Raw genomic sequence first — 17,952 nt, 5'->3', positions numbered from 1 at the left:
TTCCATTTGTGTGGGTGACCGGCGCGAGCGAGCCGCACGCGCGTTCGGAGGAAAAATGGATCGCTTGCTCCTCATGCACAGCTTCGTGACCGTCGCCCAGGTCGGCAGTTTCAGCGGAGCCGCCAAGAAACTCGGTTCGTCCGGCTCCCTGGTGTCCCGGCACGTGGCGGAGCTGGAGCGGCAGATCGGCGTACGCCTGGTCAACCGCACCGCCCGCTCCGTGAGCCTCACCGAGCCGGGCCAGCGCTACGCCGAGTTCGCCGCCCGGATCCTCGACGAGATCGAGGCCGAGGACGCCGGCATCGCCCAGCTCCACGACCGGCCCGAGGGCACCCTCAGCGTCATCTGCCCCAAGTGGATAGGCAGCCTCGATCTCGGGGACGCCATCGCCGCGTTCTCGGCGACGCATCCGAAGATCCAGGTCCGGTTCGAACTCGGCGGGATGTCGGACCGCACCTACGACTTCCTGGACAGCGGATTCGACGTCGCCTTCCACACCCGGGACCTCAGGGACTCCAGTGTCCGGCTGAAGAAGATCGCCTCACTGCCGTTCGTGCTCTGCGCCTCCGCGGAGTACATCGAGCGCTGCGGCACGCTCGCCCACCCGAACGACCTCGCGGCCCACGACTGCCTGGTCCACCTCAACGACCCGGTCTGGCGGATCGGGCACGGTCACGCCAGCACCCTGCACAAGATCCGCAACATCGCGTTCTCGTCCAACTCCTACATCGCCCTGCAGAAGGCGGCGGTGCACGGCCGCGGTATCGCCCTGCTGCCCCAGCGCCCGGTCTACGACGACCTCGTCTCCGGCGCCCTCCAGGTGCTGCTGCCCGACCTCGCCGTACCCGACCGCCCGCTGTACGCGATCTACGGGCCCGGGCAGGACGCCCCGCGCAAGATCAGCGTCTTCCTGGACTTCCTCGCCGAGTGGTTCGCGCAGAACCCGATTCCCGCGATCCGGTCGTAGGCCGGGCGGCACGCGGCCCGGGGTCCGGGTGGCCCGGGCCGCAAGAAACGCTTGCGCATTCCGTAGAGCTCAGGCCATTGAGCCCCTCACGAGCCGAAACCTACGCTCGCGAGGCGACCCGGAAACGAGGAATCCATGGGAATCCAGAGAATCGAATCGGTCACCTATGCCGTCGACGACCTCGGCGTGTGTGTCCGGTTCTTCGACGACTTCGGGCTGTCGATGGCGGAACGGACCGACGAGCACGCGGTGTTCGAGACCCGCACCGGCCAGACCCTGCACCTCGACACCCTGCCGTCGCCGCTGCTGCCGGCCCCCGTCGAGGACAGGCCGACGCTGCGCGAGGTCGTCTGGGGCGTCGACACCCCTCAGGAGCTGGAGCGGCTGGTGGCGGAGGCGGGCCGGGACCGCGAGGTCCGCGAGAGCGCCGACGGCGTCCACCACACCGTCGACGAGACCGGCTTCGGCGTCGGCCTCACCCTGGCCCGCCCCGTCCCGGCCCCGGTCGCGCCCCGCCCGGCCAACACGCTGGGCAGCGTCACCCGCTGGAACACCGCCCTGGAGCCGATCACCCGGGTCCGCCCGCTGCGCATGTGCCACGTCGCCCTGAACATCCCCAAGGAGGGCCGCGAGGAGGCCGTCGGCTTCTACGTCGACCGGCTCGGGTTCCGCCCGACCGACGTGGTCGAGCCGATGGGCGTCTTCATGCAGGCCCCCGGCGACGACGACCAGCACACCATGCTGCTGTGCCACCGCCCCGACAGGGCGGGCGTCAACCACATCGCCTACGAGGTACCCGGCTTCGACGACGTGATCGAGGGCGGCAATCACATGATCGAGCAGGGCTGGCGGGAGGCCCGCAGGCTCGGCCGGCACACCATCGGCTCCAACGTCTTCCGCTTCCTGCACGCCCCGTGCGGCGGCCGCGTCGAGTACGCCGCCGACATGGACCGGGCCGACGAGAAATACGGCACCCGGGTCCACGAGACGACCCCGCCGCACCACATCTGGGCCCTGCGCACCAACCGCGACCAGGAAGCGCCCACCGCGTCCTGAACCTGAGAGGGCACCCCTTCATGACCACCGACCACGGCTATCCCGCCGTCCGCATGTACATAGCGGGCGAGTGGTGCCAGGGCGGCTCCGGACAGTCCGCCCCCGTCGTCAACCCCGCCACCGAGAAAGTCGTCGGCGAGGTCCCGCTCGCCACCGCGGCCGACCTCGACCGCGCGCTCGAAGCCGCCGAGCACGGCTTCAGGGTGTGGCGCGCGGCCTCGATCGCCAAGCGCTCCGCGATCCTGGACCGCGCCGCCGATCTGATCGCCGAGCGCGCCGCAGAGATCGGCCGCGTGATGACCCTGGAGCAGGGCAAGACCCTCACCGAGTCCACCAACGAGGCCAGGCGCACCGCCGAAACCCTGCGCTGGCACGCCGAGGACGCCCGCCGTGCCTACGGCCGGGTCATCCCGTCCGCGCCCGGCACGATCCTCACGGTCCGCCGCGAGCCCGTCGGGCCCGTCGCCGCCTTCGTGCCCTGGAACTTCCCGGTCGGCGGACCCAACCGCAAGATCTCCTCCGCCCTCGCGTCCGGCTGCTCGCTGATCATCAAGGCCTCCGAGGAGACCCCGGCGACGGCCGCCGCCCTGGTGGCGTGCTACGTGGACGCGGGGCTGCCCGCCGGAGTGCTCAACCTGGTCTTCGGCGAGCCCGCCGAGGTCTCCGCGCACCTCATCGCCTCCCCGGTGACCCGGCTGATCGCCTTCACCGGCTCGGTCCCGGTGGGCAAGCTCCTCGCCGCCGAGGCCGGCAGGGTCATGAAGCCCTCCCTGATGGAGCTGGGCGGCCACGCCCCGGTGATCGTCTGCGCCGACGCCGATGCCGGTCAGGCCGCCCGCCGCGCCGCCCAGGCGAAGTTCTTCAACGCCGGGCAGGTGTGCACCTCGCCCAGCCGCTTCCTCGTCCACGAGTCCCTGGTCGAGGACTTCACCGCCGAGTTCGTGAAGGCCGCCGAGTCGGTCGTCGTCGGCGACGGTCTCGCCCGGGGCACCACCATGGGCCCGCTCGCCAACGAACGCCGGCTGCGGTCGATCGAGCGGCTCGCCAAGGACGCGGTGGACAAGGGCGCGAAGGTGCTCACCGGCGGGGAACGGCTCGACCGTCCCGGCTACTTCTTCGCCCCGACCGTCCTCACCGACGTGCCGGCTGACGCGGACCTGATGTCCGAGGAGCCGTTCGGGCCCCTCGCCCCGATCGTGCCCTTCCGTGACCTCGACGACGCCCTGGCCACCGCGAACTCGCTGCCGTACGGCCTGGCCGCCTACGGCTTCACCAGGTCCGCCGCCACCGCCGAGAGACTCTCGGACGGGCTGGAGGCCGGCATCCTCTCCCTCAACCACTGCGGCGGGTCGGTGCACGAGGCACCGTCCGGCGGGGTCAAGGACAGCGGATACGGCCGGGAGGGCGGGCCCGAGGCGCTGGACGCCTACCTGGTCACCAAGCGCGTCTCCCACCTGCTGACGCCATGAGGTACGCACGCGTCCTGGCGGACGGGCGGCCGGTGTGGGGCCGGGTCGGGCGGACGGAGGTCCACCTGCTCTCCGGCTCCCCGCTGGACGGCGAACCCGACGTCCTCGGCACGGTCCCCCTCGCCGAGGCCGTCTGGCTGCCGCCCGTCGTACCCCCGGTGTTCTACGCCGTCGGCTACAACTACCCGCGGCACATCGAACACGCCGGTGCCGCGGCACCCGAGCGTCCCGAGGTCGGCTACCGGGCCAGCAACGCGCTCACCGGCCACCGTTCGCCGATCGTCCGGCCGGCCGAGGTGACCGGCCGATTCGAGGCCGAGCCCGAACTCGTGGCCGTGATCGGCCGCACCGTACGCCATGCCGACCACGACGAGGCCCGCAAGGCCGTGTTCGGCTGGACCATCGGCAACGACGTCAGCGCCCGCACCTGGCAGCACCAGGACCGCACGTTCTGGCGGAGCAAGAACAGCGACACCTTCAAGCCGATGGGTCCCTGGATCGAGACCGACGTCGACGCGCTCGCGCAGACCACCACGCTGCGCGTCAACGGCGAGGTCCGCGCCGAGTTCCCGACCGGGGACATGGTCTTCGACCCCTTCGACTACATCGTCGAGATCACCAAGCACATCACCCTTCACCCCGGTGACGTGCTCTGGATGGGCGCCGAGTCCACCTGCCAGCTCGAACCCGGCGACATCGTCGAGGTCGAGATCAGCGGTATCGGCGTGCTGTCCAACCCCGTACACCTGGAAGGGAACCACTCATGAGCGCCGAACCCCGGTACATCCACCACGTCAACTTCCCCACCACCGACCCCGACCGCACCGCGGCCTGGTACACCAAGGTCTTCGGGATGAAGCGGATCCAGCCCAAGTCCAACACCCGCGTGGTGCTGATGACCCGGGGCAACTTCGACCTGCACTTCACTCCCGTGGAGGAGATGGAGCGCATGGCGCCCTACCACTTCGCCGTCGAGGTGGACGACTGGGACGAGTTCCTCGCCCACCTGGAGGAACTGGGCATCCGGCACACCCGGCCCATCGAACGGCCCGAGAACCAGTCCAAGTTCTGCTACATCCACGACCCCGACCACACCATGATCGAGCTCGTCCACCACGGCCGCCGTCCCAACTAAGCGCATCAGTACGGGAGTTCACCTCATGCCCATCGCTGACTCCGACGGCACCTCCATCTACTACGAGCGCCACGGCAACGGCCCCGCGATCCTCTTCGTGCACGGCAGCGGCGGCCACCACGCCGCCTGGTGGCAGCAGGTCGCAGCGCTCCGCGAGGAGTTCACGGTCCTCACCGTGGACCTGCGCGGCTTCGGCAGGTCCGACTCCTCCATGCCCGAGTTCGACGGCCAGGACTTCCCCGGTGACGTCGTCGCCGTCCTCGACCAGGAGGACATCACCGACGCCATGCTGGTCGGCCAGTCCATCGGCTCCGTCGCCGCCCTGCGCGCCGGACTGCTGCGCCCCGAGCGGGTCTCCTCGGTCGTCCTGGGCCATTCCCTCGGCGGCATCAGCCACCCCGAGCTGAAGGAGCTGGCCGCCGCCGACCGGGCCGAGGCCGTCAAGTTGCCCGTGATCGACCGGCTGCTGACTAAATCGTTCCAGCGAGAGCGGGCCGACCTCACCTTCCTGTTCCAGCAGATGGGCACCTTCAACGTCGCCACGATGCAGGACCTGCGGAACCTCGACACCAACGGCCCCTCACTGGAGGACATCCAGGCCTCCGGCCTCACCATCGCGTTCCTCGCGGGCGAGAAGGACGCCGTCCTCAGCGTCAGGACCGTCACCCGCGCTCACGAACTGGTGACCGGCTCGCACCTGGAGATCGTCACGGACGCCCCGCACTCGATGTACTGGGAGACGCCCGAGCCGTACAACGCGGCGATCGCCAAGCTCCGCCGCACCCTCACCGCAGACAAGGAAGCCGTATGACCAGCCTCTCCCTGGACGCCGCCGAGGAGATCATCGACGCCGCCCACAAGCGTGCCCAGGCGATCGGCAAGGCGGTGAGTGTCGCGGTCGTGGACGCCGGCGGCTTCCCCATCGCCATCCGCCGCCCCGACGGCGCCCGCCCCCTCACCCCGGACATCGCCCGCGCCAAGGCCTACACCGCGGCCATCATGCAGCGCCCCGGCAAGATGCTGAAGACATGGCAGGAGTCCCAGCCGGTCTTCTTCTCCCAGCTCTCCCAGCTCCCCGGCGCCGCCCTGCCGATCATGGCCACCGAGGGCAGCGTCACCATCAAGAAGGACGGCGAGATCATCGGCGGCCTCGGCATCGCCGGCGGCACCGCCGACGAGGACCAGCAGATCGCCGAGGAGGTCCTCCAGTTGCTCGGCTACGAGCTGGAGTTCGCCGCCTGGGGCGTCGCGGGCAAGCCGGGTACGTCCGGAAAGGACGCGTGAATCATGGCGGACACGTTCAACTACCGCATCGACCACCACGGCAGCCTGGTCCGCACGAGCGAGGTGCTCGCCGCGGACGGCGATCCGGAGGCGCTCCGGCAGGCGGTCGAGGACCTGGTCGCCTACCAGCGCAAACTGCGCTCGACCGTGGTCACCGACGGTGATTTCCCCCGGGCGGACTTCCGCAGCGCGGTCCTCGACGCGGTCTCCGGCTTCCGCCGTACCGACGAGGCCGGCGCGGACGGCCTGGTCCGCTGGGTCGCCGAGTCGCTGCCCAAGGCGAACGGCCCGCTGGTCGCCGACTGGGCCGGACGGCTCGCCGAGCTGACGGTGATCGCTCCGAAGGTGTCGCTGCCCTCGCCGGCGTACCTCGCCGCCACCACCTTCGAGCCCGGCCACGGCATCGGTTCCGCCCGGGAGCTCGGCGAGGCACTCGCGGAGATCGTCCAGGCCGAGATCGCGCTGCTGGTCTCCAGGGGCGTGCGGCTGATCCAGCTCAACAATCCGCTGCTGCTGGCCCAGTCGGGTACCGGCGCGGCCGACGGCGGGGCGCTGTCCTTCGAGGACGCCCTGGCCGTGGACGCCCTGGCGGTACGGCTGGACGAGCGTCCGGAGGGCGTCCGGATCGCTCACGCGCCCGGCTGGGCGGCCCCCGCCGCCGTGGACCGGGCACGGGTCGAGCGACTCCACGAGACGGTTCCCGTCGACCGCTGGGTGCTGCCCTTCGACCAGGGCACCGAGGCCGAGCTCGACCTGGTCCGGGTGCTGTCCGAGGGCCGGGACCTGTGCCTGGGCGTGGTCGACGCGACCGCGGCCGACCTGGAGGACATCGACACCGTTCTGGAGCGGATCGACCGGGTCGGCGAGTTCAAGGACCTGGAGGACGCGGCCCTCAGCCCGTCCCGGGGCTTCGCCGACGTGGCGTCCAGGCCGCTGCTCACCGCCGGGGGACAGCGCCGCAAGCTGGTCCTGGTCGAGACGCTGGCCCGCTATGTGTGGGGCAACGAGTTCTGATCCAGGACGGCACAGTGCCGGGAAGCGCGCGCGGAGGCGCTTCCCGGCAATGGCGTTCCGGCGCGGCTCAGAGCACCTCGGCGAAGGTGACCGTCCGCTCCGTCAGCAGCGGGAAGACCACCCCCAGGATCAGCTCGGCGAAGTGGTCCGCCGCCTTGTGCGCCTCGAAACCGGCGCGGTCGGTGTACTGCTCGTACAGCACGAACGACCCCGGCCGGTCGACCTCCGCGTGCACCTCGTAGGCGAGGTTCGCGGGCTCGGACGGCGTCAGCTCGCGCATCTTGAGCAGCGCGTCGCGCACGGTGTCCGCGTCGGCGGGGGCGCAGTGGTAGTGGGCGACGACGGTGAAGGCCATCTCTTTCCTCCGGACGGTGCTGTGGATCTCGGCTCACGCCGATTTCAGCACGAATCCGCAGATGGGCGACCGCGCGGTGCGAAATCAATGTCTGCCGCCCCGGGGCTGGTCCCGGACCCCCCACCTCGTGTGTTGTCGACACGGGCGACTTCCGTCCCCATCCGACGAGAGAAGTGAGTCCATGCGAACCCTCGAAACGCTCTCCGGCGGCGAGTGGGTGACGACCGGCCGGTGGATCGACGTCCTCGACCCCGCCGACGTCCGCACGCCCATTGCCCGTGTCCCGGCGCTGTCCGCCAAGGACGTCACCCGGGCCTACGACCACGCCGAGCGCGGCTTCGCCGTCTGGAAGCGCACCAACCCCTTCGAGCGGGCCCGTGTCCTCACCGAGGCGGCCCGGCTGATCCGGGAGCGGGCCGGGGAGATCGCCGCCGACGTCACCGCCGAGAACGGCAAGACCCTGGCCGAGGCGACCGGCGAGACCCTGAAGGCCGCCGACTTCCTGGAGTACTACGCGGGCCTGGCCCGCCAGGGCTACGGCACCCTCCTGCACGACGTACGCCCGAACCACCGCACGCACACCCAGCGCGAGCCGATCGGCGTGATCCTGGTGATCAGCCCCTGGAACGACCCGCTGATCACCCCGGCCCGCAAACTCGCCCCGCTGCTCGCCACCGGCAACGCGGCCGTGTTCAAGCCGGCCACCGAGACCCCCCTGTCGGGGCTCCACTTCGCCCGCGCCCTGCACGACGCGGGGCTGCCCGCCGGCGTCCTCGGCGTCGTCACCGGCCGGACCGCCGAGATCGAGGAGGCCCTCCTCGACGACCCCCGGATCGCCGGCATCACCTTCACCGGCTCCAACGCCGTCGGCAACCGCATCCGGCGCCGGCTCGCCGACCGCAACGTCCGCTTCCAGGGCGAACTCGGCGGCAAGAACGCCTCGGTGGTGCTGTGCGACGCCGATCTGCCGGCCGCCGCGAAGGCCGTCGTGGCCGCCTCCTTCGGCCAGGCCGGGCAGCGCTGCACGGCCACCAGCCGGGTGATCGTCGAGCAGCCGGTGTACGACGAGTTCGTCGCACTGCTGGTCGCGGAGGCCGCGGCGCTGACCGTCGGCCCCGGCACCGACCCGGCGACCACCCTGTGCCCGCTGTCGAGCCCGAAGCAGCGTGACAGCGTCCTCGCCGACCTCGGCAGGGCCGTGGAACAGGGCGCGACCGTGCTCACCGGAGGCCGGGCGGACAGCGAGCGGCCCCACGGCTGCTACGTGGAACCCACCGTCCTCGCGGGCGTCACCCCGGACATGGCCGTCTGGCGGGAGGAGGTCTTCGGCCCCGTGCTCGCCGTCCGCGCGGCCGACGGATTCGCCGCGGCCGTGGAGGCGGTCAACGACTCCGTGTTCGGGCTCGCCGCCGCCGTGTTCACCCGCGACCTCGGCTCGGCGTACCGTTTCGCCGACGAGGCCGAGTGCGGGCAGGTCGCGGTGAACACGACGACCACCGGCTGGGACGTCCATCTGCCGTTCGGCGGCTTCCACGACTCCGGCACGGGCTACAAGGAGCAGGGCGAGGAAGTCCTGAGGTTCTCCACACGGGTCAAGACGGTGGCCGTCAACGTCGGCGTCCCGGAGCGGGCCCATGGCTGAGGAGACGGTCGGCGTCGTCGGCGCCGGCATCGTGGGCCTGGCCACGGCCCGCGAGGTCGCCCTGCGCCGCCCCGGCACCCGGGTCGTGGTCCTCGAGAAGGAGCAGGAGGTCTCCCGGCACCAGACCGGCCACAACTCCGGCGTGGTGCACGCGGGCATCTACTACACGCCCGGCAGCCTCAAGGCCGACCTGTGCGTGCGGGGCGTGTCCCTGTTGCGCGAGTACTGCCAGGACCGGCGGCTGCCGTACGAGGAGATCGGCAAGCTGGTCGTGGCGGTGCGCGAGGACGAGCTCGGCCGGATGGAGAGCCTGTACGAGCGGGCGAAGAACAACCATGTGCCCGAGCTGCGGAAGGTCTCCCGGGAGCAGATCAGGGAGCTGGAGCCGCACGCCGGAGGCATCGCGGCACTGCACTCCCCGCGCACCGCGATCACCGACTACCCGGCGGTCGCCCGCGCCTTCGCCGAGGACGTCGTGGACTCGGGCGGCGAGGTGCGCCTCGGCTTCCCGGTCACCTCGATCACCACCGTGCCGGGAGGCATCGAGGTCGCCTCCGGACAGGACCGGGTCCGCGTCGGCCGGCTGATCCTCTGCGCCGGCCTGCAATCCGACTCCGTCGCCCAGCTCGCCCGGGACAAGCAGGAACCCCGGATCATCCCGTTCCGCGGTGAGTACATGCTGCTCAGGCCGGACCGGGCGCATCTCGTGCGCGGACTGATCTACCCGGTGCCCGATCCCCGCTACCCCTTCCTCGGCGTGCACTTCACCCCGCGCGTCGACGGCTCGGTGGAGGTCGGCCCCAACGCGGTCCTCGCCCTCGCCAAGGAGGGCTACCGGCGCAGCCGGGTCTCGCCCCGGGACCTGCTGGCTCTCGCGGCCTACCCGGGTGCCTGGAAGATGGCCGCCCAGCACTGGCGTACCGGCATCAAGGAGTACCGCGGCTCCTTCTCCGCCGCCGCCTTCATGAAGGACGCCGGGCGGTACGTCCCCGAGGTCGGCGTCCGGGACGTGGTGCGCGGCGGCGCGGGCGTACGCGCCCAGGCGCTGGACCGCGACGGCACACTCGTCGACGACTTCCGCATCCACCGCGTCGGCCGGATCACGGCCGTGCGCAACGCGCCCTCGCCGGCCGCCACGGCCTCGATGGCGATCGCCGAGCACATCGCCGCGGCCGTCTTCGGCGAGCCCTGAGACAGCGGCCGTACGCCCCGCGAACAGCGCACTTCCGCGCAACAACAGCTTGCGCCCGCAGCTCTCCGCAAGAGCCCGCGGTTTGCCTAGCGTTCCTTCCGTACCGCCCCAAGCCCCTTTTCGAGAGGAAGAGTTCGCGCCATGTTCGTCGTCGACACGCAGATCCACATCTGGAAGGAAGAGACCCCGGACCGCCCCTGGGTGCCCGGCGCCCGGGAGCGGATCCGGCTCAACGGCCATCGCGAGGACCCCTTCTCCTACGAGGAGGCCCTGGAGCTGATGGACGAGGCCGGCGTGAACCGGGCGCTGATCCTGCCGCCGTCCTGGGAGGGCGACCGCATCGACTACGCCCTGGAGGCCTGCGAGGCCCACCCGGACCGGTTCGGCATCATGGCCCGCGTCCCGCAGAACAAGCCCGAAGAGGGCAAGGCCATGCTCACGGACTTCGCCCAGAACCCGCACGTCAAGGGGACCCGGCTCACCTTCCACCGGCCGCAGGACCGCAACTGGATGATCGACGGCACCAACGACTGGTACTGGCCGATCGCCGAGGAACTGCGCATCCCGACCATGGTCCACGCCCCGATCTGGAAGCGCGAGCTCGGCGAGATCGCCGCCAGGCACCCCGAGCTGAAGATCATCATCGACCACATGGGCATCATGGCCCGCTGCGTCGACGACGCCATCGGCTACTGGGTCTCGGAGACCGCCGACCTGCACGTCCACCCGAACGTCTACGTCAAGGTGTCGGCCCTGCCCGGCTACTCCACGCAGCCGTTCCCGAACAACAACATCCAGAAGTACGTGCGCGAGATGGTCGACAAGATGGGCCCGCAGCGCTGCTTCTACGGCACCGACATCACCCGGCTGCTCGGCCACGGCATCACCTACACCGACACGATCGAGCAGTTCACCAAGCACTGGGACTTCACGCCCGAGGAGCTTGAATGGATCATGGGCCGCGGTATCTCCGAGGTCCTGAACTGGCCGATCGAGGGCTGAGGAAACTCCGGCGATGACCAACAACCCACGGACCGACGGCGGGGACGCCGTCGTCTCCGCCTTCAACGCGGCGGGCGCCGACTACGTGTTCTGCTCCTCGGGGTCCGAATGGGCCCCGGTGTGGGAGGCGCTGGCCCGCCGCCACCGCGACGGCGAGCCCGCCCCGCGGTACCTCGACCTGACCCACGAGACGGTCGCCGTGGGCATGGCCACCGGCTACGGGCTGATCGAGCGCCGCCCGCAGGGCGTCCTGCTGCACGCGGCACCGGGCCTGCTCCAGGGCTCGATGGCCGTGCACGGCGCGCTGCTGGCCGGCGTGCCGATGGTGGTCGCCTCGTCCGAGTCGACGACGTACGGCGACGCCCCCGGCCACGACCCGGGCGGCCAGTGGTACCGCAACCTGTCGATCGTGGGCGGCCCGCACGGCATCGCCCAGCCCTTCACCAAGTGGTCGACCGAGGCCGCGAGCGTCCACACGCTCCCGGCCATGATCACCCGGGCGGCGGAACTGGCCTGGCGGGCCCCGGCCGGGCCGGCGTACCTGAACATCCCCCTGGAGATCCTCCTGGAGGAGTGGGACGGCCGCGAGGCCAAGCCCGTCGTCCCGCCGGGCTCCACGCACAGCTCGCCGGAGGAGGCCGACCCGGTCGCGCAGCTGATCCGCGAGGCGGCCAACCCGGTGATCGTCACGGAGACGGCGGGGCGCGAGGCGGGCGGCTTCGAGGCCCTGGTCGCCTTCGCCGAGGCGTGGCACATCCCGGTCGTGGAGCCGGACTCGGCGGTGTGCGGCAACTTCCCGCGCACCCACCCGCTGCACGCGGGCAGTGACATCGGCCCCTGGATGGACTCGGCCGACCTGATCCTCCTCGTCAACTGCCGTGCCCCCTTCTACCCGCCCTCGCGCCGCCCGTCCAAGGCGAAGATCGTGGTGATCGACGAGGTCCCGCAACGCCCGCACGTGGTCTACCAGGTGCTGTTCGCCGACACCTACCTGGAGGGCGATGTCGCCAACACGCTGCGCCAGCTGACCAAGCGGGCGAAGGACCTCGACGAGCATGCGGTCCAGGCGCGCCGCGCGGCGCAGCAGGAACGGCACGCCGCCGAGCGGTCCGCGATCGCGGCGGCGGAGGCGAAGGCGGCCGAGGCCAGGGGTATCGACCCGGTGCTGGTCGCCGCGACCCTGCGCACGCTGCTGCACGGGCAGGACGCGATCGTCGTCGACGAGACCATCACCCACAGCCGGATCGTCAGGCGACACGTCCAGACCGCCGGCCCCGACTCCTACTTCTACGTCCAGGGCGGACTCGGCCAGGGCATCGCGGTCGCCCTCGGCGTCAAACTCGCCGCCCAGGAACGGCCGGTGGTCCTCACCATCGGCGACGGCGCGTTCACCTACAACCCGGTGATCCCCTCGTACGACGCCTCGAACGCGTACGAACTGCCGTTGCTGGTCGTGGTGTTCAACAACCGTGTCTACAAGTCGATGAACCTCAACCACCGCCGGTTCTACCCCGACGGCGCGGCCGCCGAGACCGGCGAATGGCTCGGCACCGATCTGCACCGGCTGCCCCGGCTCGCCGCCTTCGCCGAGCCGTTCGGCATGCACACCGAGACCGTCGACACGTCGGAGGCGCTCGCGCCGGCGCTCGAACGCGCCCTGAAGGCCGTGGCCGAGGGCACGACCGCCGTCGTGGACGTCCTAGTCACCCGCTAGCCAGGAGACACACCGCAACCATGTCCAACACCCCCACCAAGATCCTGGTGCCCGCCGACGACCTGCGCGTCTTCTCATCCGCCCTCCTCGAAAAGGGCGGCCTGAGCGCCGAGCACGCCCGCACCACCGCCGACGTGTTCGTCTGGGCCGCCCAGCGCGGCGTCGACTCGCACGGCACCGCCCGCGTCCCCGCCTACCTGGACCTGCTCGCCAAGGGCGTCGCCAACGCGGGGCCGCAGATGCGGATCGAGTCGACGGCGCCGGCCGCCGCCGTCCTCGACGCCGACCGCGCCCCCGGCCCGGTCGCCCTGACCGCCGCCGCCGACGAGGCGGTCCGGCGGGCCCGCCAGACGGGCATCGCCTCGGTCGGCGTCCGCCGCACGGTGCACACCGGTGCCATCGGCTACTACGTGTCCCGGATCGCCGAACAGGGCCTGGTCGGGATCGGGTTCGTGGCCGGCATGCCCAACATGGGGTACACCGGCGTCAAGGGCGCGGCCGTCGCCACCAGCCCGCTCGCCGTCGCCGTGCCGGCCCGGGAACACGCCCCGCTGCTGCTGGACATGGCCACCGCCACCATCGCCCTCGGCAAGATCCGCCAGGCCAGGGCGAGCGGCACACCCCTGCCCGAGGGCGCGGCCGCGACGGAGGACGGCACGCCGACGACCGACCCGGAACTGGCGGTCATGCCCCTGCCCCTGGGCGGTGCCAAGGGCTCCGGCATGTCCCTGGCCTTCGAACTCCTGACCAGCGTCCTCGTCGGCGCCCCCATCTTCGCGTCCTTCCACGCGGGCGACCGCAAGCACCGGCAGAACGCCCTCCTCATCGCCGTGGACCCGGCGGCCTTCGGCGACCCGGAGGCATTCACCGCGAACGTCGACGACGCCCTGAGCACGCTGAAGGGCCTGCCGGTCGCGGAGGGCGCGGACGGGGTGTTCTACCCCGGTGAGCGCAGTGCGGCGGCGGCCGACGAGCGGGGCGCGATGGGCATCCCGGTCGCTCCGAAGGTGTGGCGTGAACTGACCGAGCGGGCCGAGCAGCTGGGCGTCGCTGTGCCGCGGCTCGAAGGGTAGTCACGTGTGCGACGGTGCCTCGTCGCCCTGAAGGGGCGCGGGGCCCTGTCGCCGCGCGGTGGCTCCGCCCGGGCACGACGAGCCGCCGCAACGGTCGGTCGCGCACCGGCAGCGCCCCCGAGCTCTCAGGCGCCCCGGCCCCCGGCCTCCCGCACATGGCGCGCGATGAGCGCATAGACCTCCCGCGCCTTCACCTCGTCCTTGCCGTCGTACCCGTGATCCGCTTCCGCCACCTCGTGGTGCTCCACCAGTGCCCCGACGCCCCCCAGCCGCGCCGCATACCGTTCGCCCTCCGCCCTCAGCAGGTCGTACTCGGCGGTTATCACCAGTGCCGGGGCGATGCCGGTCAGGTCGGCCGTGTCGGACGGGTGGGCGGGGGAGACCAGCGGGTCGGTGCGGTTCTTCGGTTCCGGGACGTACGAGGTGTCGAACACCTCGGCCATCCAGGGCCGCAGCATCGGCCTGGCGACGGCGGCCCGCTTGTCGGTGGCGCTCGTCGCCAGGTCCAGCGGGGGGTAGTGGAGGACCTGGAGGGCGATGGCGGGGCCGCCCTCCGCCAGCGCCTGCCGGGCCACCGCCGCCGCGAGCCCGCCGCCGGCGCTCTGCCCGCCCACGGTCAGCCGGGTGCCGTCCCAGCCCTGCTCGGCCGCGTGCTCCGCCACCCAGCGGACCACCTCGTAGGCCTGGCGCGGCGGGGCCGGGAAGGGGTGCTGCGGGGCGACGACGTAGTCGACGTTGACCACGGCCACCCCGGCCTCGGCGGCCAGGAACCGGCAGAGCGGGTCGTCGAGTTCGGTGAGCGACATGACGTAACCGCCGCCGTGGAAGTTGACGTGCACCGGGGGAGCGGGGGCCGCGGCGGCCGGCAGGTAGACGGTGGCGCGGGCCGGGGCGACGGACGTCGGGATGGTCAACGTCCGCACCGTGCGCGGGAACTCGGGGAACCGGGCGTGCGCGTCGGCGTCGGAACCCGGGCCGCTCGCACGTCTGCTCGCGAGCAGGGTCAGCCGCTGCATGGTCTTCGCGGCGAGGGCGGCGACCGAAGGGCGGGCCAGGAGGGACATGCGGCTCCGATCGGGAGGGGCGTGCGCTGCGGGACGGCATCCGCCGAGCGACGGATCAATCATCAGGAATCCTGCTGATCGTCGGGTGACGATAACCCGCTCTCCGATCGTGGTGTCAAGCCCCTGGGGGGTCAGCGCAGGTACCGGGCCGGCCTGTCGTGGCCGTGCGGAGGGCAGCCGCAGGGCCCGCGTCCGGGCTGCGGCGCCGGCGACCCCGGGTCCTTGCGGGCGGTCACGCACGCGGCGAACCGGGCACCCTCGATCATGTGCTCGCTGTCCGACGCGGCCTCGGCCAGGCTCGCACAGGACACGGCCAGCAGCGCGGCGCCCATGACCAGCGGCAGCGTCCGCTTCGGGGGCGGCGGGGCGAGCAGGGCCCGTACCCGCTGCGGCACCGCGCCGCCGGTCGCCGCGAGCGAAGCCCCGGCCGGGGACTTGGCCGAGGCGAGAGCCGCCCGGCCCACCGCGCGGGCGACGACCGTCCGGTCCCCGACCCGCTCCGCGGCCGCTTCGTCGGCCCAGCGCTCCAGCACGAAGCCGCCGGTCCCGGCGACCGGCCGCAGCAGGGGGCAGGCGGCGGCGGTGAGCCGCCAGGCGGTCTGGAAGAGATGGTGGCGGCCGCGCAGATGGGCCCGCTCGTGCGCGAGCAGCGCCTCCCGCTCGGTGTCGCCGAGACAGCGCAGCATCCCGTGCGAGACCACGATCCGGCCCGGCGCCCCCGGGAGCGCGAAGGCCTGCGGCGACGCGTCGTCGAGCACGGCCAGTTCCAGGTGCCCGGGCAGCCGCGCGCACTCCCGGCGCGCCCAGAGCAGATGCCGTACCTGCCCTACCGCGGCGACCGCGAGGCCGGACAGGGAGGCGAGCAGGGCGACCGTCGCGACCGCGGACACGGTGAGGTACACGGGGTCGTCCGCGCGCAGCGCCGTCACCGACCAGCGGCCCTCCTCGGCGACCTCCGGGATCTGCGCGAACCCGGTGAACGCCAGCAGCGCCAGCGAACCCAGCCAGCCGAGCGCCGTCACCAGGGCGCCGCCGGCCAGCGCCCACGCCGCCGGGCGCGGCGCCAACCGCAGGGCGAGCCGGGGCGCGAGCACCGAGAGGACCACGGTGACCATGAGGGGGACGTAGACGCTGACTGCCATCGGCTCACGGTCCTTCGCCGGCCGGCCCGCCGTCGTGTTCCCCGAGCAGGCGCTGCAGCAACTGCTCGTCCTCCTGGGAGAGTTCGGAGACGAACCGGGTGAGCACGGCCTCCCGGTCGGAACCGCGTTCCAGCAGGGTGTGCATCCGCTGGGCGGTGTCGGACGCCTCGTCCCGCACCGGCGCGTACGCGTAGCCCCGGCCCGCCCGGTGCCGTACCAGTGCGCCCTTGTCGTGGAGCCGGGACAGGATGGTGAGCACCGTCGTGTACGCGAGGTCCCCGGGCAGCCGTTCCTGGACCTGCCGGGCGGTCAGCGGCCCGGAGGCGGTCCAGAGGGTGGCCAGGACACCGCTCTCCAGCTCACCGCGCGCCCGCCGGCCGGATGCCTCGCCGGTCTCGCCGCTCCTCCGGTCACGCACCGTTCACCGTCCTTCAACCCGTGTTCGAGGCCACAGCCTACCCACCGTGCTACCACGGCATGGAGAACCGGCCGAGGGTGCTGGATGACCTGCGCGAAAGTCGTCTACTACAGGTTGTACGAGTTCCCCTACTACATGTTGTAGAGTTTCGCCGCTCCACTCCAACTGCGGAGTATCTGCGGAGGAACCCACCCATGCCCCACCTCGGAAGTACGGTGCATCTGCGCGCCCTGGCGGCCGCCGCCCTGCGTCCCCGGCCCGGCCTCGCGCCCCGGCGCGACACGTCTGCCGAGCGCGTCGTGATCGTCTCCGCGAGCATCGGCGCGGGTCACGACGGCGCCGCGCGCGAACTGGAACGCCGGCTGACCGCGGCGGGTGTCACGGTCGACCGGTGCGACCTGCTCGACCTGCTGCCCGCCCGGCTCGGCCGGGCCGTCCGCGACGGCTACCACCGGATGCTCGTCCGGGCGCCCTGGTTCTACCAGCACGTCTACACCAGCACCGAACGCGCCGGAGGCGGCGGCCCGTTGGCTCGCGCGCTGCTGCGCACCGCCGAGAACCGCATGCTCGGCGCCCTCCCCGCGGACACCGGCGCCGTCGTCTCCACCTACCCCGGCGCCAGCCGCGTCCTGGGCAGGCTGCGGCTGACCGGGCGCCTGGATGTGCCGGTGTTCACGTATCTCACCGACTTCTCGGTGCACCCGCTGTGGGTGGCCGAGGGCGTCGACGTCCACCTCGCCGCCCATGCCGTACCCGCCGCGCAGGCCCGCGCCCTGGGCGCCCGGGACGTCCGGGTGGGCGGCCCGGTCGCGGACCCGCGCTTCTGCCCCGCCGACGCCGGGCGCCGCCGGGCGGCCCGGGCCCGCTTCGCTCTCCCCGCGGACGCTCCGCTGGCGCTGCTGGTCGCCGGCTCCTGGGGGGTCGGCCCGGTCCGGCAGGTGGCCCTTGAACTGCGCGACTGCGGCGCGGTCGTCCCGGTCGTCGTCTGCGGCCGCAACGAGGCACTCGCCGGGCAACTGCGCGCCGACGGCATCGAGCACGCCTACGGCTGGGTCGACGACATGCCCGGCCTGATGCACGCGGCCGACGTGCTGGTGCAGAACGCGGGCGGCCTGACCTCGCTGGAGGCGTTCGCCGCCGGGCTGCCCGTGGCCAGTTACCGCTGCATACCGGGCCACGGCATCACCAACGCCGCGGCTCTCGACGAGGCCCAGGTCGCCGCCTGGATCCGCGACCCGGCCGAACTCAAGGACGTCCTGAGCGACTTGATCGACGGTGCGCGCGGTCTGCTGCAACGCGAGGCGGGCCGCGCCCTGTTCGCCGCACCCGGAGCGGGCCCCGCGGACGAGATCGCCCGCGCCTGCCGGACGCCCGGCCCCCCGCCGGTCCCGCCCGGCCTCGACCTGCCGTCACCGCCGGCGGGCC

The 17,952-nt window shown here is 72.2% G+C and carries 18 protein-coding genes; 14 read left to right on the top strand and 4 right to left on the bottom strand.

Annotated elements, in window-relative coordinates; all coding sequences use genetic code 11:
• Positions 1-55 precede the first annotated feature (55 nt).
• From AB0P24_RS44150 to AB0P24_RS44115, 8 genes are all read left to right on the top strand, one after another.
• Positions 56-967, top strand: coding sequence for a LysR family transcriptional regulator (locus tag AB0P24_RS44150; protein WP_365804467.1), 912 nt, complete (start codon positions 56-58; stop codon positions 965-967).
• Between the two features lie 135 nt (positions 968-1,102).
• The gene (locus AB0P24_RS44145) at positions 1,103-2,023 is read left to right on the top strand and encodes a VOC family protein (protein ID WP_365804465.1); all 921 of its coding nucleotides are present in this window, start codon (positions 1,103-1,105) and stop codon (positions 2,021-2,023) included.
• A gap of 20 nt (positions 2,024-2,043) precedes the next feature.
• Positions 2,044-3,492, top strand: a complete 1,449-nt coding sequence (locus AB0P24_RS44140) for an NAD-dependent succinate-semialdehyde dehydrogenase (RefSeq protein ID WP_365804463.1) — start codon at positions 2,044-2,046, stop codon at positions 3,490-3,492.
• On the top strand, positions 3,489-4,259 hold the full coding sequence (locus tag AB0P24_RS44135; protein WP_365804461.1) for a fumarylacetoacetate hydrolase family protein: 771 nt from the start codon (positions 3,489-3,491) through the stop codon (positions 4,257-4,259). Before AB0P24_RS44140 ends, AB0P24_RS44135 begins: the two co-directional genes overlap by 4 nt.
• Positions 4,256-4,627 carry a VOC family protein gene (locus AB0P24_RS44130; protein ID WP_365804459.1) on the top strand — a complete coding sequence of 124 codons (372 nt, stop codon included), beginning with the start codon at positions 4,256-4,258 and terminating at the stop codon, positions 4,625-4,627. Before AB0P24_RS44135 ends, AB0P24_RS44130 begins: the two co-directional genes overlap by 4 nt.
• A gap of 25 nt (positions 4,628-4,652) precedes the next feature.
• Positions 4,653-5,438: an alpha/beta hydrolase gene (locus tag AB0P24_RS44125; protein WP_365804457.1), complete on the top strand. Its 786-nt coding sequence runs from the start codon at positions 4,653-4,655 to the stop codon at positions 5,436-5,438.
• Positions 5,435-5,911, top strand: coding sequence for a heme-binding protein (locus AB0P24_RS44120; protein WP_365804455.1), 477 nt, complete (start codon positions 5,435-5,437; stop codon positions 5,909-5,911). Before AB0P24_RS44125 ends, AB0P24_RS44120 begins: the two co-directional genes overlap by 4 nt.
• A gap of 3 nt (positions 5,912-5,914) precedes the next feature.
• Positions 5,915-6,925: a methionine synthase II (cobalamin-independent)-like protein gene (locus AB0P24_RS44115; RefSeq protein WP_365804453.1), complete on the top strand. Its 1,011-nt coding sequence runs from the start codon at positions 5,915-5,917 to the stop codon at positions 6,923-6,925.
• 67 nt (positions 6,926-6,992) lie between these two features.
• Here AB0P24_RS44115 and AB0P24_RS44110 read toward each other — a convergent pair whose 3' ends face one another.
• Positions 6,993-7,280, bottom strand: coding sequence for an antibiotic biosynthesis monooxygenase (locus tag AB0P24_RS44110; protein ID WP_365804451.1), 288 nt, complete (start codon positions 7,278-7,280; stop codon positions 6,993-6,995).
• A 181-nt stretch (positions 7,281-7,461) separates the two neighbouring features.
• Between AB0P24_RS44110 and AB0P24_RS44105 the strand changes: the two genes are divergently transcribed.
• The 5 genes from AB0P24_RS44105 (at position 7,462) to AB0P24_RS44085 (ending at position 13,903) form a co-directional block, all read left to right on the top strand.
• Positions 7,462-8,922, top strand: coding sequence for an aldehyde dehydrogenase family protein (locus AB0P24_RS44105; RefSeq protein WP_365804449.1), 1,461 nt, complete (start codon positions 7,462-7,464; stop codon positions 8,920-8,922).
• The gene (gene lhgO / locus AB0P24_RS44100) at positions 8,915-10,114 is read left to right on the top strand and encodes an L-2-hydroxyglutarate oxidase (protein WP_365804447.1); all 1,200 of its coding nucleotides are present in this window, start codon (positions 8,915-8,917) and stop codon (positions 10,112-10,114) included. Before AB0P24_RS44105 ends, lhgO begins: the two co-directional genes overlap by 8 nt.
• A gap of 141 nt (positions 10,115-10,255) precedes the next feature.
• Complete coding sequence (locus AB0P24_RS44095) at positions 10,256-11,116, top strand: amidohydrolase family protein (RefSeq protein ID WP_365804445.1); 861 nt, start codon at positions 10,256-10,258, stop codon at positions 11,114-11,116.
• A gap of 13 nt (positions 11,117-11,129) precedes the next feature.
• A complete protein-coding gene (locus AB0P24_RS44090; RefSeq protein ID WP_365804443.1) occupies positions 11,130-12,830 on the top strand; it encodes a thiamine pyrophosphate-dependent enzyme in 1,701 nt (566 codons plus the stop codon).
• A gap of 20 nt (positions 12,831-12,850) precedes the next feature.
• Positions 12,851-13,903, top strand: a complete 1,053-nt coding sequence (locus AB0P24_RS44085; RefSeq protein WP_365804441.1) for an Ldh family oxidoreductase — start codon at positions 12,851-12,853, stop codon at positions 13,901-13,903.
• Between the two features lie 125 nt (positions 13,904-14,028).
• On the opposite strand, the gene AB0P24_RS44080 is transcribed toward AB0P24_RS44085, so the two are convergent.
• The 3 genes from AB0P24_RS44080 to AB0P24_RS44070 form a co-directional block, all read right to left on the bottom strand.
• Positions 14,029-14,967, bottom strand: a complete 939-nt coding sequence (locus AB0P24_RS44080; RefSeq protein WP_365804439.1) for an alpha/beta hydrolase fold domain-containing protein — start codon at positions 14,965-14,967, stop codon at positions 14,029-14,031.
• A gap of 131 nt (positions 14,968-15,098) precedes the next feature.
• Positions 15,099-16,109, bottom strand: a complete 1,011-nt coding sequence (locus AB0P24_RS44075) for a M56 family metallopeptidase (RefSeq protein ID WP_365804437.1) — start codon at positions 16,107-16,109, stop codon at positions 15,099-15,101.
• A 4-nt stretch (positions 16,110-16,113) separates the two neighbouring features.
• Positions 16,114-16,527 (bottom strand): BlaI/MecI/CopY family transcriptional regulator, encoded by a 414-nt coding sequence (locus tag AB0P24_RS44070; protein ID WP_365804435.1) that lies wholly within the window; start codon positions 16,525-16,527, stop codon positions 16,114-16,116.
• Positions 16,528-16,721: 194 nt separating this feature from the next.
• Here AB0P24_RS44070 and AB0P24_RS44065 point away from each other — a divergent pair.
• A partial coding sequence (locus tag AB0P24_RS44065; RefSeq protein WP_365804433.1) for a UDP-N-acetylglucosamine--N-acetylglucosamine transferase occupies positions 16,722-17,952 on the top strand: 1,231 nt, incomplete at its 3' end.

It is taken from the genome of Streptomyces sp. NPDC086519 (assembly GCF_040686075.1).
Lineage (GTDB): Bacteria > Actinomycetota > Actinomycetes > Streptomycetales > Streptomycetaceae > Streptomyces > Streptomyces shenzhenensis.
The sequence above is the reverse complement of the archived record's forward strand: the minus strand, read 5'-3'. Positions and strand labels throughout refer to the sequence as shown.

What these genes read in the sequence shown, in the direction of transcription:
- AB0P24_RS44150 (WP_365804467.1), top strand. Translation starts at nt 56, where the DNA reads ATGGATCGCTTGCTCCTCATGCACAGCTTCGTGACCGTCGCCCAGGTC.
- AB0P24_RS44145 (WP_365804465.1), top strand. Translation starts at nt 1,103, where the DNA reads ATGGGAATCCAGAGAATCGAATCGGTCACCTATGCCGTCGACGACCTC.
- AB0P24_RS44140 (WP_365804463.1), top strand. Translation starts at nt 2,044, where the DNA reads ATGACCACCGACCACGGCTATCCCGCCGTCCGCATGTACATAGCGGGC.
- AB0P24_RS44135 (WP_365804461.1), top strand. Translation starts at nt 3,489, where the DNA reads ATGAGGTACGCACGCGTCCTGGCGGACGGGCGGCCGGTGTGGGGCCGG.
- AB0P24_RS44130 (WP_365804459.1), top strand. Translation starts at nt 4,256, where the DNA reads ATGAGCGCCGAACCCCGGTACATCCACCACGTCAACTTCCCCACCACC.
- AB0P24_RS44125 (WP_365804457.1), top strand. Translation starts at nt 4,653, where the DNA reads ATGCCCATCGCTGACTCCGACGGCACCTCCATCTACTACGAGCGCCAC.
- AB0P24_RS44120 (WP_365804455.1), top strand. Translation starts at nt 5,435, where the DNA reads ATGACCAGCCTCTCCCTGGACGCCGCCGAGGAGATCATCGACGCCGCC.
- AB0P24_RS44115 (WP_365804453.1), top strand. Translation starts at nt 5,915, where the DNA reads ATGGCGGACACGTTCAACTACCGCATCGACCACCACGGCAGCCTGGTC.
- AB0P24_RS44110 (WP_365804451.1), bottom strand. Translation starts at nt 7,280, where the DNA reads ATGGCCTTCACCGTCGTCGCCCACTACCACTGCGCCCCCGCCGACGCG.
- AB0P24_RS44105 (WP_365804449.1), top strand. Translation starts at nt 7,462, where the DNA reads ATGCGAACCCTCGAAACGCTCTCCGGCGGCGAGTGGGTGACGACCGGC.
- lhgO (WP_365804447.1), top strand. Translation starts at nt 8,915, where the DNA reads ATGGCTGAGGAGACGGTCGGCGTCGTCGGCGCCGGCATCGTGGGCCTG.
- AB0P24_RS44095 (WP_365804445.1), top strand. Translation starts at nt 10,256, where the DNA reads ATGTTCGTCGTCGACACGCAGATCCACATCTGGAAGGAAGAGACCCCG.
- AB0P24_RS44090 (WP_365804443.1), top strand. Translation starts at nt 11,130, where the DNA reads ATGACCAACAACCCACGGACCGACGGCGGGGACGCCGTCGTCTCCGCC.
- AB0P24_RS44085 (WP_365804441.1), top strand. Translation starts at nt 12,851, where the DNA reads ATGTCCAACACCCCCACCAAGATCCTGGTGCCCGCCGACGACCTGCGC.
- AB0P24_RS44080 (WP_365804439.1), bottom strand. Translation starts at nt 14,967, where the DNA reads ATGTCCCTCCTGGCCCGCCCTTCGGTCGCCGCCCTCGCCGCGAAGACC.
- AB0P24_RS44075 (WP_365804437.1), bottom strand. Translation starts at nt 16,109, where the DNA reads ATGGCAGTCAGCGTCTACGTCCCCCTCATGGTCACCGTGGTCCTCTCG.